At 45.7% G+C, this 14,870-nt stretch carries 17 protein-coding genes; 6 read left to right on the top strand and 11 right to left on the bottom strand.

Annotation, left to right across the window (positions count from 1 at the left end; genetic code table 11):
- The first annotated feature begins 172 nt into the window (after nucleotides 1-172).
- Together AB3351_RS13385 and AB3351_RS13380 are read left to right on the top strand one after the other, a co-directional pair.
- A complete protein-coding gene (locus AB3351_RS13385; protein ID WP_371147634.1) occupies nucleotides 173-892 on the top strand; it encodes an alpha/beta hydrolase in 720 nt (239 codons plus the stop codon).
- 4 nt (nucleotides 893-896) lie between these two features.
- The gene (locus AB3351_RS13380; RefSeq protein WP_371147633.1) at nucleotides 897-1,499 is read left to right on the top strand and encodes a TVP38/TMEM64 family protein; all 603 of its coding nucleotides are present in this window, start codon (nucleotides 897-899) and stop codon (nucleotides 1,497-1,499) included.
- Between the two features lie 77 nt (nucleotides 1,500-1,576).
- Here AB3351_RS13380 and AB3351_RS13375 read toward each other — a convergent pair whose 3' ends face one another.
- From AB3351_RS13375 to lepB, 3 genes are all read right to left on the bottom strand, one after another.
- Nucleotides 1,577-1,933: a general stress protein gene (locus AB3351_RS13375; protein ID WP_371147632.1), complete on the bottom strand. Its 357-nt coding sequence runs from the start codon at nucleotides 1,931-1,933 to the stop codon at nucleotides 1,577-1,579.
- A gap of 98 nt (nucleotides 1,934-2,031) precedes the next feature.
- A complete protein-coding gene (locus tag AB3351_RS13370) occupies nucleotides 2,032-2,931 on the bottom strand; it encodes a diacylglycerol/lipid kinase family protein (RefSeq protein WP_371147631.1) in 900 nt (299 codons plus the stop codon).
- Between the two features lie 161 nt (nucleotides 2,932-3,092).
- Entirely contained in the window at nucleotides 3,093-3,605 is a 513-nt protein-coding gene (gene lepB, locus AB3351_RS13365; RefSeq protein WP_371147630.1) for a signal peptidase I, read from the bottom strand.
- A 165-nt stretch (nucleotides 3,606-3,770) separates the two neighbouring features.
- Here lepB and AB3351_RS13360 point away from each other — a divergent pair, with 165 nt between their 5' ends.
- The gene (locus AB3351_RS13360; RefSeq protein ID WP_371147629.1) at nucleotides 3,771-4,832 is read left to right on the top strand and encodes a YkvI family membrane protein; all 1,062 of its coding nucleotides are present in this window, start codon (nucleotides 3,771-3,773) and stop codon (nucleotides 4,830-4,832) included.
- 52 nt (nucleotides 4,833-4,884) lie between these two features.
- Here AB3351_RS13360 and AB3351_RS13355 read toward each other — a convergent pair whose 3' ends face one another.
- The 4 genes from AB3351_RS13355 to AB3351_RS13340 all read right to left on the bottom strand — a co-directional run bounded on the left by AB3351_RS13355 (nucleotide 4,885) and on the right by AB3351_RS13340 (nucleotide 7,869).
- On the bottom strand, nucleotides 4,885-5,538 hold the full coding sequence (locus tag AB3351_RS13355) for a L,D-transpeptidase family protein (RefSeq protein ID WP_371147628.1): 654 nt from the start codon (nucleotides 5,536-5,538) through the stop codon (nucleotides 4,885-4,887).
- A gap of 23 nt (nucleotides 5,539-5,561) precedes the next feature.
- Nucleotides 5,562-6,284, bottom strand: coding sequence for an amino acid ABC transporter ATP-binding protein (locus AB3351_RS13350; protein ID WP_371147627.1), 723 nt, complete (start codon nucleotides 6,282-6,284; stop codon nucleotides 5,562-5,564).
- Nucleotides 6,281-6,985: an amino acid ABC transporter permease gene (locus AB3351_RS13345; RefSeq protein ID WP_371147626.1), complete on the bottom strand. Its 705-nt coding sequence runs from the start codon at nucleotides 6,983-6,985 to the stop codon at nucleotides 6,281-6,283. The genes AB3351_RS13350 and AB3351_RS13345 overlap by 4 nt, the downstream gene beginning before the upstream one ends.
- 62 nt (nucleotides 6,986-7,047) lie before the next feature.
- A complete protein-coding gene (locus tag AB3351_RS13340) occupies nucleotides 7,048-7,869 on the bottom strand; it encodes an ABC transporter substrate-binding protein (protein WP_371147625.1) in 822 nt (273 codons plus the stop codon).
- Between the two features lie 226 nt (nucleotides 7,870-8,095).
- On the opposite strand from AB3351_RS13340, the gene AB3351_RS13335 reads away from it, so the two are divergent.
- Complete coding sequence (locus AB3351_RS13335) at nucleotides 8,096-9,748, top strand: M20/M25/M40 family metallo-hydrolase (RefSeq protein ID WP_371147624.1); 1,653 nt, start codon at nucleotides 8,096-8,098, stop codon at nucleotides 9,746-9,748.
- A gap of 42 nt (nucleotides 9,749-9,790) precedes the next feature.
- On the opposite strand, the gene AB3351_RS13330 is transcribed toward AB3351_RS13335, so the two are convergent.
- Both AB3351_RS13330 and AB3351_RS13325 read right to left on the bottom strand, forming a co-directional pair.
- Nucleotides 9,791-10,069, bottom strand: coding sequence for a hypothetical protein (locus tag AB3351_RS13330; RefSeq protein WP_371147623.1), 279 nt, complete (start codon nucleotides 10,067-10,069; stop codon nucleotides 9,791-9,793).
- 19 nt (nucleotides 10,070-10,088) lie between these two features.
- Nucleotides 10,089-11,369, bottom strand: coding sequence for an ArsB/NhaD family transporter (locus AB3351_RS13325; RefSeq protein ID WP_371147622.1), 1,281 nt, complete (start codon nucleotides 11,367-11,369; stop codon nucleotides 10,089-10,091).
- Between the two features lie 248 nt (nucleotides 11,370-11,617).
- Here AB3351_RS13325 and AB3351_RS13320 point away from each other — a divergent pair, with 248 nt between their 5' ends.
- On the top strand, nucleotides 11,618-12,382 hold the full coding sequence (locus AB3351_RS13320) for a TSUP family transporter (protein WP_371147621.1): 765 nt from the start codon (nucleotides 11,618-11,620) through the stop codon (nucleotides 12,380-12,382).
- Here the strand turns inward: AB3351_RS13320 and AB3351_RS13315 are convergent.
- Nucleotides 12,379-13,602: a M14 family zinc carboxypeptidase gene (locus AB3351_RS13315; RefSeq protein WP_371147620.1), complete on the bottom strand. Its 1,224-nt coding sequence runs from the start codon at nucleotides 13,600-13,602 to the stop codon at nucleotides 12,379-12,381. The two genes, AB3351_RS13320 and AB3351_RS13315, sit on opposite strands and share 4 nt — an antisense overlap.
- 13 nt (nucleotides 13,603-13,615) lie before the next feature.
- Entirely contained in the window at nucleotides 13,616-13,879 is a 264-nt protein-coding gene (locus AB3351_RS13310; RefSeq protein ID WP_371147745.1) for a YqhV family protein, read from the bottom strand.
- Between the two features lie 154 nt (nucleotides 13,880-14,033).
- On the opposite strand from AB3351_RS13310, the gene AB3351_RS13305 reads away from it, so the two are divergent.
- On the top strand, nucleotides 14,034-14,762 hold the full coding sequence (locus tag AB3351_RS13305; RefSeq protein WP_371147619.1) for a 2-phosphosulfolactate phosphatase: 729 nt from the start codon (nucleotides 14,034-14,036) through the stop codon (nucleotides 14,760-14,762).
- Nucleotides 14,763-14,870 lie beyond the last annotated feature (108 nt).

Here is a 14,870-nt window from a genome sequence, read left to right as displayed (position 1 = left end):
ATAAAAAAGAATATTTACACTACTGTAATAGAACAATCGAACGATGAAACACACCTTGTTGCACAACAAGTACAGTTCCATGTTTTCGGATTCGCGATGAGTATAGCACTTCCCTTTTATCATGTCCAATTTTTTTCACACATACATACAAAAGCATGGAGGTTTAATTGTGATGAATGAGAATTTGCGCAAGCGGACAATTGTACGCCGCGAGCTTGAGAGTGTACACCTTGGAGAGACACGCTCCTACAAGGTGTATCTGCCGCCAAACTATGATCCTACCCGCTCCTATCCGGCGCTCTACGCACAGGATGGAGAGCAATTCCTTAACTTCGGACGGGGAGCTACAGCCGCCCAGGAAATGATTCTTGACAACAAACTGTTACCGTTTATCATCGTAGCTGTTACAGTATCACGCGAAAATCGCACCGCAGAATACGGCACTGGACGCAGTCGCAACCATCTATATAAATCTTTCTTCCTTGAGGAATTACTTCCTGCTGTGGAAAAGGAATTCGCCATAGAAGAACGCGTTCTGGTCGGCGACTCGCTTGGTGCAACCGTCAGCCTTGATCTGGCGATGGATCGACCTGAATGGTTTACTAAAGTCATCTCGCTCTCCGGAGCCTTTTATCCTGAAGTGATGAAAGGCGTACTGCGCAAGCCGAAGCTCTCCCAGTTGACGATCTATATGCTTGTTGGCCTAAAGGAAACTGCTGTACCGATTGGAGACAGTACAGCGGACTTTCTTGCCTATAACCGAGAAATGCGGCAGCTTCTTGAACAGCGCGGCGCTTCCGTCACATATATTGAAGAAGATGGCGGCCATGACTGGGGTTTTTGGCAAAATCAACTTCCCCGTGCACTTTCCTTCTTTTTTGGTGTAAAATGAACCTATGAACTGGACAGAGTTAAAGGCCTATTTTTCTGAAGAAAACTTAATAGCGCTGTTTGCCAAATATGAATCATTCGGGCCGCTGCCGGGAATTCTGATGACATTTATTGAATCATTCTTCCCGCCGCTGCCTCTGGTTGCTATCGTTGCAGGTAACGCCGCAGCCTATGGTCTCTGGCTCGGCTTTTTGTATTCATGGATCGGTGTGGCCTCAGGATCAATTACCGTATTCACAATTTGCCGCAAGCTTGGACAACACCGTTTCTTACATTTTCTCACCCGTCACCCTAAAGTGAACGATGCGATGAACTGGATGAATCGGCATGGATTTACCGCCATTCTCCTGCTCTCCTGCTTTCCTTTCACACCATCATCGCTTGTGAATGTTGTAGCCGGGCTCTCCAGCATTCCAACCAGTCACTTTGTCGCTGCCATTATTCTTGGTAAAGCGATTATGATTTTTGCCGTCTCCTTTATCGGTCACGACTTAATGTCTTTTATCGAAAGCCCATGGAAGCTTGTGCTTGTTGGATTAGCTATCTTTGCACTCTGGTTCATCAGCAAAAGAGTCGAAGCCAGACTTACACGAATCAAACACAGATAAAACGTACAAAAGTGGTAAGCCTTCTAGTAAGGCTTACCACTTTTCTTTTCATCAAAATCGTGTTCTTAGCATTTTTCTTATAAATAGCTGTCTACGTCATCACGGTAATCTTTGACGACCAGCAGTACTTTTCCTTGATCGAGACGCTCTTCATATTGATTAGCTTCAGCCTGGCTAAAGCCAAGGTTTTTAAATTCGTTGCGCAGCTCATCGCCACGACTCTTAAACATATTGGCCACAGTATCCATCACGCCTTTTTCCGCTACACCCATATTCTCGGTATTCGTCCGATCTGTCAGGTCTTTGGAGACGCTTTTGTCATGAGCAAACAGATACATATGATCTTTGCCGTACCCTGCATTCTGCAGGTTATTGACCGCCTGATATGCTTGCACCGTGTTGTCATATTCCTGTACTTTGCAATTTGTATTCATTGTGTATCCTCGCTCCTTTTCATTTGTGAAATGGTGACATGTATTCCTTTCCACAAGGAGCGAGATTCAAACATTTATATATAATAATGCAAGAGATTTCACACGCTAATTTGGCCGATCACACGGAGGGCGCGTGGGAGCAGTGTCACCTTCACCGGCGTCTGTCCATGCTTCTCACCATCGGTATCAATGAGCTGCGGAGGCGTACATTCTAAAGTAAAGGAAGCGGTTTTGTAACGAGAAATCGCTTCATGTTCGAAAGGCTCTCGGCGCAGATAGGATGACATGACACTCACGATTTCAGAGAGCCCTACATTCTCCACTACAATCACTTCGAATGTACCGTTATTGAGTTCATTATTTGTAAATAGTTCCATCCCTGCAATCGACTGTCCATTCGCTACATATACCATCACTGCTTCTTTTTCAATTTTTTCGGTTTCTGTGGTAAGCACAACATTGAATAAATTATCGCCTTGGAAATGCTGGAGTGATTTTAAGTAATAAGTAAAGTGCCTAAGATAGGTTTTTGTTTCATTCTTCACTTCATTGGAGACTGTAGAAATTAAACCAACACCAAGAAAATTAACGAAGTGCCGTTTACCATAGCGTCCAATATCTATAGCACACGCTTCGGTCTGCTTCATGAATTGACAGGCCGCAAGCAAGTCAAGCGGAATTCGAAGTGTGCGGGCAATGTCATTAGCCGTACCGGCAGGCAGAATGCCAAGCGTTGGGCGATGGTCAAGCCGCATTAGACCATTCACCACTTCATGAATCGTTCCGTCGCCTCCGGCTGCAACGACAACGGCGTAGCCTGCCCCTTCCTCATACGCAATTTTTTCTGCATGCGCCTTACATAGTGTAGGACGAAGCGTAATGTCCCACTTCTCCTGTAGTGACATGGCGACTTCTCCTAACGCTTGACTGATAATCTCTTGCCCCGCCACCGGATTGTAGATAACAAGCATTTTCCCTCTATTCATTACATTGCCCATGGCTTACACCGCCCTTTTCATCTCATTTCCTGACAACCGATATCTTCCTACTCAAATTATTCCCTGAAAAAAGGGAAACGTAACACCTCACAATACGCACCCTTGGTATGAACGTAAAAAGCTGACGAACCAGGGGATCTCCTTCATTCGTCAGCTTTATTTTACATGGACTGCATATCGGTAAATGGATAAAAGCGAAATCTGGCTTTTCCTTCGATGGCACTAATATCAACAAACGGATCAGGCCATAGATGTGAGTCATAGCTTTCATTGCGGTTATCCCCAAGGAAGAAGAACTTGCCTTTCGGAACGACAACAGGCCCGAAATCGTATGTCATCGGCTCTTTAATATAAGGCTCATCCACCTTTTTCCCATTGCGATACAGTACACCATCTTTAATCTCAATTGTATCTCCGCCAACACCAATCAGCCGCTTGATAAATCGCTCATCCTTCTTATCTGGCAGCGGCGGATAGAACACCACAATATCACCGTGCGTCAGCTCTTCTGCCCCTGTCATCTTATCCACTGCTAATCTGTCATTAATATGAATCGTCGGGAGCATAGAACCGCTCGGCACGACAACCGCTTCCCCAATGTATGTGCGAATGGTCATGCTCAGCACGATTGCCAATAAAATGACAGGCACCCATTCCTTTATCCACTTGATCATGCGTTTGTATCCCTCTGCTTTCTCCCAATAGTAAAAACGCCTGTTTATTTCTTCTATTTTAATGCAAAACCAACAGAATGTAACGATATTTTTTATGTAGAGAAGAACAGTCTATCGAGGGGGACAATCTCATAGAATAGTAAAGAATCCAATGAAATCGGGGTGATGGCTACGAACGCAGCCGCGCAGCCGACCCGGTGGTTTGCCGCACTTCAGGTCGGTTTCACGTATATCGGAACAATTGTCGGAGCGGGCTTTGCAAGCGGGCAGGAAATCTTTCACTTCGTTACACGCTACGGAAATAAAAGTATCATTATTATTCTCGTTAGCGTACTGCTCTTTACTCTTGCAGGCGCACAAATTATGCTGCTTGCAAGTCGTATCCAGGCTTCTTCCTACCATCAATTCAATGAATATGTATTCGGTAAAAAGGCGGGCGTATGGGTTAATGGCTTTACATTGCTGACATTATTATGTACCACCGGCGTTATGCTGGCCGGAAGCGGCGCTTTATTTACCCAGCAATGGGGAGGATTCTATCAGGTCGGAATCCTTGGCACTGCATTGCTCGTCTATCTTATTACTTCGCGGGGCATGCATGCTATTATGTCCATCAATATGCTTGTCGTTCCTATTATGCTCGGCTTTACGATCTTGATTGGAATGTACACATTCGCAGAGAACGGAATGAACCTGCCCGTATCACCTACTCCCTCTCCTGCAGGGTGGACCCTCTCCCCGTTTCTCTATGTGGCCTTTAATCTTTCACTTGCTTTAGCTGTGCTTGTACCACTCGGCAATGAAGTACAGGATCGGCGAACCTTAATCAACGGGAGCATGATTGGAGGCGCAGGGCTGGGAATTCTGCTTTTGCTAAGCAATTATGCCCTTCTCACCTACAAAAATGATATTGCCCAAGCGGAAGTACCGATGGCAATGGTTGTCGCCTCTTTGGGTCCCTTTATACAATGGATGTTTAGCCTTGTCATTCTAGGTGAGATCTTTACGACGCTGGTCGGTAATGTATTTGGCCTTACCCGTCAGCTTCAACTCTTTGCACCCTTTGCTTCCCATCCACGTCTGTTGATTGTCGGTCTACTAATGATCTGCTATCTTATCAGTCAGTTCGGTTTCTCTACACTGGTTCACCACTTGTATCCGATATTCGGATACCTTGGAGCAGGAACCATGCTGATGATTTTTCTTGCCCGCTATAAAACGGTTTAATACAAAAAACGCGAGATAATCTCCTATATCTCGCGTTTTACAAGTCCATCTATTATGGGGTGAAAGAAGTTAGAAAAGATGCGGGACCTTGGAGAATGAAAGGTGATTTGTCTGGGTCAAGCCATCTGAGTACGGCAAGCAAATTAGTCTCAGACAAAGCGACACAGCCTGCCGTATAGCTGGCAGGCCCGCGCCATATATGCATAAAAATGGCGCTTCCCTTCCCTGGCAGCACAGGTTCATCATTATATCGGATAACTAACGCGTATTTATAAAGAGGGATGGCAAGCCGCTCAAATGTCTTCCATCGCTTCCGCGGATCTCCCTCATGATGTACCCATGTATTATAATCAGGTGACGATTTATCATCGATCCAGTAATCCTGGCGCGTAACTGGACGGTACGGTATTCGCACGCCCGTTGGCTTCGGGGCTGTTCCGAATGCTGTACCCAGCTTATACATACCGGCTGGGGAGGAAGCATCTCCTTCTTTTTTATCGGAAGACAATGCATAGCCATTTTTGCCAACCACAGCAGGCATCGAATGAAGCGCAGGCAGCCATGTTCCATTCACCTTCTCAAACGTCTCAAGACGTGCCTGACGGCTCTGCCAATCCGCTGTCGACACGATGATAACCTGGTGGATGCTATCGTTCCATCCCGCCCATTTGGTCCAGCTCGTCATCCTTTCATGCCATTGCTCCAAGACAAGTTCCCCTTCCTTCTCAATTATACGATTTGCTTGAGGAATTTCTGCGTCCGTTCATGTTTTGGCGCAGTAAATACATCCGCAGGATGCCCATCTTCGATAATAACACCATCTGCCAGCATAATCACACGATCTGCCACTTCTCTAGCAAAGCCCATTTCATGTGTTACAACTACCATCGTCATTCCGTCTTTAGCAAGGTCTTTCATTACCTGCAATACCTCTCCTACCAATTCCGGGTCAAGCGCTGACGTGGGCTCATCGAATAGCATCACTTTCGGTTCCATAGCCAATGCCCTTGCAATCGCCACTCGCTGCTTCTGCCCCCCTGATAATTGCTCAGGATACGCATCCGCTTTATCCGATAATCCAACTTTCCTTAATAACTCCATTGCTTTTTGTCTTGCTTCTGCTTTGCTTACCTTTTTTACATGGACAGGTGCTTCAATCACATTCTCGATTACCGACATATGAGGAAATAAGTTAAAATGCTGAAATACCATGCCGACTTCCTGTCGAATACGATTCAGGTCGGTTTTCTTCGCATCAATCTGCTCTCCGTCAATCCAGATCTCCCCGTTATCAGCAATTTCTAAAAAGTTCAAGCAGCGCAGCAGCGTACTTTTCCCAGAGCCGCTTGCCCCTATCAATACGACCACTTCGCTTTTGTTAATATCAATGCTAATATCCCGCAGTACCTGCAGCTCTCCAAACGACTTATTCATATGCTTGATCGTAATCATGCCGCCTTCACCTCGCTCTGTACATTCTTACTTTTACCCTGCCGTATGTCCAGCCTCGCCTCGATCTTATTTAGAATAAAGGTAAAAATAAGCACGAGAATGAGATAGTACATCCCAACAACAAAATATGTCTCAAACGGCATATAGTTCTCACCTTGAGCCGATAGGGCGGTGTTGAACAATTCTGTCGCTCCGATGTACGCAACCAATGCCGAATCCTTCAGCCCGATAATAAATTGGTTGCCAAGGGGAGGAATGGCTCGCTTAAGCGCCTGCGGGAATATAATTCGCCGCATAGCAAGTGGATACGGCATTCCCAGAGAACGCGCCGCCTCCATCTGTCCTTTGTCAATTGATTGAATGGCTCCACGGAAAATCTCGGCGATATAAGCTCCGGAGTGTATCCCTAACGCAAGTGCACCTGCTGTGAAATCATTGAGTGTAATTACACTTGAAATCCCATAGTACAAAAACATCAACTGAACAATGAGGGGTGTTCCTCTTATTAGTGTAATATATGCGTCAGCAATGCGGTGCAGCAGTTTGCTATCTGAAATCTTAAAAAAAGCAAAAATAAGGCCGATGACTACAGCAAAGATCAGCGATATCGCTGTAATCTGAATAGTTAACAAGGAAGCTTGCAGAAAAGCAAGACCATGCGTTTGGAATATTTGTGTAATATTTGTGATAAATGTGCCCATTGGTACCCTCCCTTTAGCAAAAATGATGCGCTGGCTGCCAGCGCATCATCTCATTTTCTTACTTATTTCAAGATGTTGCGGTTGAACCATTTCATGCTGATTTTTTCATACGTACCATCTTGAATCATATCTGCGAGCGCCTTATTCATTTGCTTCAGCAGCTCATCGTTTCCTTTGTTGACAGCCATACCGATTTTATCTTCATACAGCAGATCGCCAACCGTCTTGATCTTAACCTTCTGTTCATTGATCGCACTGATTCCTACCATTTTATCTGTAATGACGGCATCTAAGCGGCCAGGTGGCAAATCCTGCAGTGCATACACATCACTTGGAAAGCTTTTAATTTTCTTTGTATATTCTTGTGCAATATCTTTGAATGTACTGGATTGCACAACACCAATGGTCTTATCTTTTAAATCATCTTTTGACTTAATGCTATTATTTGATTCAGCCACAAAAATCTGAGCACCGGATATGTAGTACGGATCTGTAAAATCCACCTGAGCGGCCCGCTCTGGAGTAATGGACATGCTACCAATAATGGCATCGAATTTATTTCCCTTCAGCCCTTGAATCAGCGTCTCCCACGGATTGGTTACAGGCTTTGCCTTCAGTCCCATCCGCTTTGCTATTTCATTCCCAACTTCCACGTCAAAGCCGGTAAGCTGCCCATCCTTTTTGAAGTTAAACGGCTTGTACAATCCGCTTGCCGCAAACATGAGCGTGCCATCTTCCACCAGCTTGAGTTCCGCCTTCTGCTCCGCTCCCTTTTCCTGTGGTTTACTCGCTGTCTCTTTCGCTTCCTTGGGTGATCCACAGCCTACGAGCAGAAGTGTCATCAACATCCCCAACGTAGCCAGCATTGCAATGATCCGTTTCATAGTTGCCCCCCTTGTTTTGTGTTTTATTTATGTTTGTTCTATTTTACATGAAATATCTAAATTTTATAATAATATAAATAAACAAAAAAGTTAGCCCACTTTTATACATTGTGTATAAATTTAAATCTTTCGCAATTTTCCCTTGATTTTTCATCCAGAGTAGGATTATAAAGAGGAAGATAAGCACTGTTTTATGCCAGATAAAGAAAAAGGGGGTACCTATCCAATGCTGCATTGTGTAGATGAAGTTCTTTCTCTAACAAAGGAGTTGGTTCATACAGAAAGTATTGTTAACTCAGAAGGCGAACAAGTACTAGCGAAGCAGATATACAATCAAGTAAAGGCGTGGCCATACTTCGCACAGCATCCGCAGCAGGTACGCTGCATCCAAACAGTACATGACAATGTAACTCGTTCCAATGTGCTCGCATGTGTCCGAGGTACAAAAACGAAAAGCCAACGTACGATTATCTTAATGGGCCATATCGATACGGTCGGCATCGATGACTACGGACAACTAAAGGATGTAGCCTGCAATCCGGATGCTCTAATGACAGCGTTACGAAAAGAATCACTTCCCTCTTCCATTCAAGCACAGCTTGAATCGAATGAGTGGCTGTTCGGGCGTGGGGTGCTCGATATGAAAAGCGGAGTGGCAAGCAACCTATACCTGCTCCGATATTATGCCGAGCATCCGGAAGAATTGGCCGGCAATCTTGTCCTGGTAGCGGAGTGTGATGAAGAAGACAGCTCGCACGGTATTCTTTCCGCGCTGTATCCGCTTAAGGAATGGGAAGAACAATACGGATTCGACTATATTGCTGCCATCAACTCTGATCTTGTATCGCCGCGCTATGAAGGGGATACAAATCGGTATGTATACAAAGGCACTGTGGGAAAGCTTCTCCCCTCTTTTTATATTACAGGAGCGGAAACGCATGTTGGCGCCTGCTTTGAAGGACTTGATCCGAACTTTATCGCCTCTGAACTCACTAGACTTATTGATTATAATCCGGAACTATGCGATGAAGCATACGGAGAAATTACAGCACCGCCTGTTTCGTTAAAACAGATGGATTTAAAGCCGTCCTATACGGTACAGACTGCACTAGCGGCCTATGTGTATTATAATTTCCTCGTATATTCATGGTCGCCAAAAGAAGTGCTCGAAAAGCTAAAAAGTTATGCCACACAAGCCTTTGATCATGCGCTCGAACTCTTCGATCAACGATATCGAACCTATTGTGAGCGCAGCGGGGAGCCCTATCAAAAAGCACCGTGGACGACACGCGTATATACATATGAAGAGCTACATGAACAACTGACAGATGAATGGGGAGAAAGATACACGACCCATATGACGGCGTACCGACAGGAGCTGGCCGAAGATCCAAGTCTCGACAGCAGAATGTATGCGGCGCGCGTCGTGGAGGAGGCATGGAAGTGGATGAAAGATAAGCGTCCTGCTATTATCGTCTTCTACTCTTCGATTTACTCACCGCGTGTAGAGTTAACAGATCAGACAGAGAAAGAACGAAATTTGAGCGCAGCACTTGAGGAGGCTGTAGCATATGTGCAGCCGCATTACGAGCATCCGATTCAGATCCGGCATTTTTTCCCTTATATTTCAGATATGAGCTTTGTAGCGCTCAGCGATGATGAAGAAAGCATCCAAAGCGAAGCCGCCAATAACCCTTCCTTTGGCTATAAATACAACGTAGACTATGATGCTATTCGCGCACTCAATGTTCCGGTTATTAACGTCGGGCCTTATGGCTATGATGCGCATAAGAAATATGAACGAACAGAAATTAAATTTTCGCTTGAGATTGTGCCAAACATTACGAACCGTATGATACGTTCTCTGCTCGGCTCATAATACGAACGGCGCCTGCAAATCATTTTGCAGACGCCGTTTTATTTATTCCCACTCTAGCTTGATGAGAATTTTATGCTTGAATAAAGATAGCAGAAAATCTGTATAATAATCCGCCCGTACAATCACATGATACTCATTGTTTTTGTGCGTATAAAACAAAGCGTCCGTATACACCGTATCGTTCGTAAAATACGCACGTACCTTGCGAAGTCCGGGCAAATATTGCTCCGGATTCTTCACTTTAATAATAAACTCTTTATCCTTGTCGTTCTCCCGTTCCTGGATATCCAGGCCCCCTTGGTCGTATTCGTAGCGAATCATACGGCCTCCCTCTTATTCATTACATTAAATACCGTACATATACATACACGGTTGAAATAATAATTGAGATGATCATCAGCGGAAAGCCGATGAACATAAATTTTACGAAAGAAATATGGTGTCCTTCCTTCGCCGCCATTCCGGCTACGATGACGTTAGCACTTGCACCGATGAGCGTCCCGTTTCCACCGAGGCAGGCTCCCAGAGCAAGCGACCACCAGAGCGGCTCCAGATCAGAAATCCCGATTTTACCCATCTCCTGAATCATCGGAATCATCGTCGCTACAAATGGAATATTATCCACAAAAGCGGACGCAATTGCGCTCATCCAAAGAATCAGCAGCGAGGTCGCCGTCACATCCCCTCCTGTCAGTGAAATGGCTTCCTGTGCCAGCTTTGCAATGACACCGGTCTCTACCAATCCCGACACAAGAATGAACAAGCCGACGAAGAAAAAGATGGTTGTCCACTCAACACGAGTCAGGGCTTCTTCCAAATAATGCTCACCTGTAATCAGAAGCAACAGGAAGGCACCTGTTAAAGCAACGGTTGCCGATTCGATATGAAGCGCTTGGTGCGCAAAGAATCCCGCAATTGTTAGCGCAAGAATAGCAAGACACTTTTTAAGCAGCGTCGGATCAGTTAGCTCGTCCTCTGCGCTCATCTCCATTAATTCTTGTGTAAGTTCCGGCGTTGTTTTAAGCTGTTTGCGATACCAAAGAGCAAGAATTCCTACAGTCACCAGTAAAATAATGATAGCGATTGGGGCTAGATTTGTAATAAATGCGGCAAACGTTAGCTCTTTGACTGCGCTTCCAATCATGATGTTCGGTGGATCCCCGATTAATGTAGCCGTCCCTCCAATGTTCGAGGTAAAAATCTGTGTCAGCAGATACGGCATAGGTGATACGCGTAATTGACGCGTAATGCTAAACGTAACCGGTACCATCAATAGTACGGTTGTTACATTGTCTAGAAAAGCGGAAGCGGCGGCGGTAATCAATCCCAGTGCAACCAAGATTCGCACCGGATCACCCTTCGCCTTCTTCGCTGCCCAGATTGCTATGTACTTAAACAGACCCGTTTGCGCAGTAACGGTGACGATGATCATCATTCCGGTCAATAATCCCAGCGTATTGAAATCGACATGATGCAGTGCTGTCTCCTGATTGACGATTCCAAATACGACCATTAAAGCGGCTCCAAGCATCGCTACAATGGTACGATGGATTTTCTCCGAAATAATAAGCGCGTACGTAATTAGAAAAATAACTATGGCGTAAATTGCTTGCTGTTCCATGCGTTCCTCCCAAACATTCGGTGACAAACTTTTTTTCCCTAACTAATAATTTATTATACTCCCTTCACAACGTAGAATAAATACGTTTCTTTTGAAAGAGAAACACGATTTCAAAAAAAAAGAACAGTCGTTATTATCTAATTACTGTCCTTTGATGAACGTTTTCTTTTTTTTGTCATAGTTTGTTCGTAAATTATAGTATAGTAAAGAATAGGTTCTCATCTTCTAGTTATTGTCGGAGGGGTAGTATGGAGCAAATAAGTACAGAGATGCTGCTATTCATTATGGCAGCCGGTTTTCTTGCATCATTCATTGATTCGGTAGTTGGAGGCGGCGGCTTGATCTCCATTCCGGCACTTCTTTTGACGGGGCTTCCGTCAACCGTTGTGCTTGGAACCAATAAGCTTGCCAGTACCATGTCCTCATGTACAAGCACAATCTCTTTCATGCGTTCAGGAAAAATCAATCTTCGACTGGTAGCCTTTCTCTTCCCGCTTTCTCTCATCGGTTCTGCCCTTGGCGCTTATACGGTCACAAAGGTTCCGCCCGAATTTCTCAAACCGCTTGTTGTCGTCTTACTTATTCTTGTCACCATTTATACGCTGTTTAAGAAAGACTGGGGCAGTACCTCTACATACAAAGGCGCTACGAAGCGAATTGTATTCTTTGCGGTCATGACTGCACTCATTATCGGTTATTATGACGGATTCTTCGGACCTGGCACCGGCTCTTTTCTCTTGTTTGCTTTTCTTCTGATGGGATTTGACTTTGTCGGCGCTGCCGGAAACGCCAAGGTGCTTAACTTCGCCAGCAACATTGCAGGCGTCGCTGTATTCATGGCATTAGGTGCCGTCAACTATGCGTACGGCATTCCGATGGGGATCGCTATGATCGCCGGGGCGCTGCTCGGCTCACAGGTTGCCATCCGCAAAGGGGCTAGCTACGTTAAACCACTGTTTGTCAGCGTAACCGCTTTGCTGATCGGAAAACAGCTTTGGGATATGCTGCACTAACCATGCATGTACCTCTCAAACAGCAATGGTGCTTCAAGTAAGATGCCCAGGTTCTGGCTATAAATGCTGTCAAACTGAGCCAGAGGAACGGGATTGACACCAATACCAACCTCAACTGTATAGCCGGGACGGCGATATTGTTGAATAAACCAATCCTTATATCCGGCGAAGCTGTCCGCAGTATGTATGGGAGTATATGTGCTTACTCTCTGCATCCGGCGGACAATGTCTTCGCTGCCTGCAGGCTCCATATGCTGAAACCCCCAGAAAATAACCTGTCCTTGTGCATGATATGCCAGCACCCCAAGGAAATCATGCCGCATGGTAAAGTCATATATCGCGCGCGTTTCCGGCTCAGAAAGCGGCTTTATCCCCCCATAGTGACGCGGCGACGGCACGATTGGACTCGTTTGTGCTTCCTCTTCCCACAGCGCAGGCCATTGATGATTCAAATCCACGCCGCGAACGTTGGCTGTCCATCCTACAAAGCTGCGTGAACCATGATTAATCGCAAGCACATCCTGATAGTATGGATGGGACGGATGAATGCCAAGCACAGAAAGCTCAATCCCATCAGGATTCACCATCGGTACGATCCAGATGCTGAATCTGCGCCATATTTCTTCTATATGATAGCCTCCAAGTGTTCCTTTGTGCATATATGAATCCGCTGTTTCCTCTATGAACTTCATTAATACGGATGCTGTAATCCATTCATTAGCATGCCAAGCGCCACTGTAGAACACTTCATGTGGTCCACGTCCAAGCCGGATAGCATACAACGGCTGACCCATTACAGAATATCCGATCGTCTCTACTTCAAGAAATGGATATCTTTTCTTCAGTGCAGCTATATCACGGATTAAATCATACGGTGTATACTCTTCGTTCGTTCTTACAATCTGCTCCTTACAACCTCGTGGAATGATGAATGACGCACCGGTAGCGATGAGTGTATCTTCCTTCCACGGCATATACGCTGGATTCGCGGTGCGTAATTCCTCTAGTGATACGTTAAAGGCCTGAGCAATACAATAGAGAGTATCACCAGATTGCGCCTCATACAGCATCACACCTTCCGGCACATTCAGCACCTGACCCGGCATTACATATAAACAGCGCCCAAGCGAAGGATTGACCGCAGATAGCGCACACACACCAATCCCAAACCGATTCGCGATCTTGGTCAGCGTATCTCCTTTTCGTACTACATATTGCATCGCATACGCCCCCTTATTTGCGTACTCCAATCAAAATGCACACGACACCTATACAAATCCATAGAATCTTGGCCGGATTGATCCGATCCGCCATACCGGCAAGTCCAATCGCCGTCGTCATCAGTAAAACCGGCGGACCAATGAGTGCAAGGCTAGAATTAATCAGCAGCGCTTTTTCCACTTCATTTACTTTAATAATCATAAGTGCGGCCAGAATTTCAAGTGAGCCTGAGATCAACCGAAGCGAGGCCATCCCCATAATCGCTTTTTCAAGCATAATCATCCCCCCTCCTTCCAACGATATGCATGTACAAAAAGGAATATATCTATTTAAGAAGCAGGGCTGACACAATCAAGATGGGGGGAACGCCCAAATTTGATTTGGCATACTATGAAGACAGAAGATTTAAGGGATAAGGGGAGAAGGACATATGAAGATTGAAGTCGTGCAGACAGTAGAAGAAATTCGGCAGGAACACCTTACCGGACGAACTGTCATTGTTATTGATGTATTAAAGGCTGCCAGTACAATTGTCGCCGCACTCAGCGCAGGCTTTGCATCCGTTCTCCCTGTAGAAACGATCGGGCAGGCACAGGCGCTGCGCTCGGAACATACCGTATGCGCAGGGGAGAGGCACGGGAAAAAGGTGGCGGAATTTGAATATGGTAACTCTCCCACCGCCTTTCATACAGTCTGCTCGCCCAAACAACATGTAGTGCTAACAACTACCGATGGAACGATCGCGATCAGCAAAGCGGCACGCGCCGCACACGTGCTTATCGGGTGCTTCCTCAATGCCGAGGCTTGCATCAAAGAGGCGGTACAGCGACAGTTGGATATTACATTATATTGTGCCGGCACGCGCCATGAATTCGCCTTAGAAGACGGGCTCGCCGCCGGGCTTATGGTTGGATATATACGCACGCTTGCCCCCGGCAGCAAAATTTGCGACTTGGGCAGAGCTTTAGAGGCCAGCTACACGCAGCTTCGCCCCACTCTGCCGAAGCTCCTGCTCGAAACAGCAGCAGGCAAGCGCCTCGTGCAACAGCAGGGTGAAGAAGATATCCTCTATTGTGCGCAGCTTAATCGATTCACAATTGTCCCTGTATTAGTAAATAAATGCTTAATCGATGCGGCAGCGAAGAATAAGGATGCTTAGAACATCGATTGAATGACAAATTAAAAATATGATAAGATCGTAATACTCCACACCATCAGCTTACAACGAGCATAGCATCTCTGATGCATGCTCGGTTTTTATGTTTGG

The organism is Aneurinibacillus sp. REN35, from assembly GCF_041379945.2.
In the GTDB taxonomy this organism is placed as follows: Bacteria; Bacillota; Bacilli; order Aneurinibacillales; family Aneurinibacillaceae; genus Aneurinibacillus.
Note: the sequence above shows the minus strand (reverse complement) of the source record. Positions and strands in the feature narration are given on the sequence as shown.

Excerpts from the sequence above, each read along its gene's own strand:
- AB3351_RS13385 (WP_371147634.1), top strand. The coding sequence starts at position 173 with ATGAATGAGAATTTGCGCAAGCGGACAATTGTACGCCGCGAGCTTGAG.
- AB3351_RS13380 (WP_371147633.1), top strand. The coding sequence starts at position 897 with ATGAACTGGACAGAGTTAAAGGCCTATTTTTCTGAAGAAAACTTAATA.
- AB3351_RS13375 (WP_371147632.1), bottom strand. The coding sequence starts at position 1,933 with ATGAATACAAATTGCAAAGTACAGGAATATGACAACACGGTGCAAGCA.
- AB3351_RS13370 (WP_371147631.1), bottom strand. The coding sequence starts at position 2,931 with ATGGGCAATGTAATGAATAGAGGGAAAATGCTTGTTATCTACAATCCG.
- lepB (WP_371147630.1), bottom strand. The coding sequence starts at position 3,605 with ATGATCAAGTGGATAAAGGAATGGGTGCCTGTCATTTTATTGGCAATC.
- AB3351_RS13360 (WP_371147629.1), top strand. The coding sequence starts at position 3,771 with ATGGCTACGAACGCAGCCGCGCAGCCGACCCGGTGGTTTGCCGCACTT.
- AB3351_RS13350 (WP_371147627.1), bottom strand. The coding sequence starts at position 6,284 with ATGATTACGATCAAGCATATGAATAAGTCGTTTGGAGAGCTGCAGGTA.
- AB3351_RS13345 (WP_371147626.1), bottom strand. The coding sequence starts at position 6,985 with ATGGGCACATTTATCACAAATATTACACAAATATTCCAAACGCATGGT.
- AB3351_RS13340 (WP_371147625.1), bottom strand. The coding sequence starts at position 7,869 with ATGAAACGGATCATTGCAATGCTGGCTACGTTGGGGATGTTGATGACA.
- AB3351_RS13335 (WP_371147624.1), top strand. The coding sequence starts at position 8,096 with ATGCTGCATTGTGTAGATGAAGTTCTTTCTCTAACAAAGGAGTTGGTT.
- AB3351_RS13330 (WP_371147623.1), bottom strand. The coding sequence starts at position 10,069 with ATGATTCGCTACGAATACGACCAAGGGGGCCTGGATATCCAGGAACGG.
- AB3351_RS13325 (WP_371147622.1), bottom strand. The coding sequence starts at position 11,369 with ATGGAACAGCAAGCAATTTACGCCATAGTTATTTTTCTAATTACGTAC.
- AB3351_RS13320 (WP_371147621.1), top strand. The coding sequence starts at position 11,618 with ATGGAGCAAATAAGTACAGAGATGCTGCTATTCATTATGGCAGCCGGT.
- AB3351_RS13315 (WP_371147620.1), bottom strand. The coding sequence starts at position 13,602 with ATGCAATATGTAGTACGAAAAGGAGATACGCTGACCAAGATCGCGAAT.
- AB3351_RS13310 (WP_371147745.1), bottom strand. The coding sequence starts at position 13,879 with ATGCTTGAAAAAGCGATTATGGGGATGGCCTCGCTTCGGTTGATCTCA.
- AB3351_RS13305 (WP_371147619.1), top strand. The coding sequence starts at position 14,034 with ATGAAGATTGAAGTCGTGCAGACAGTAGAAGAAATTCGGCAGGAACAC.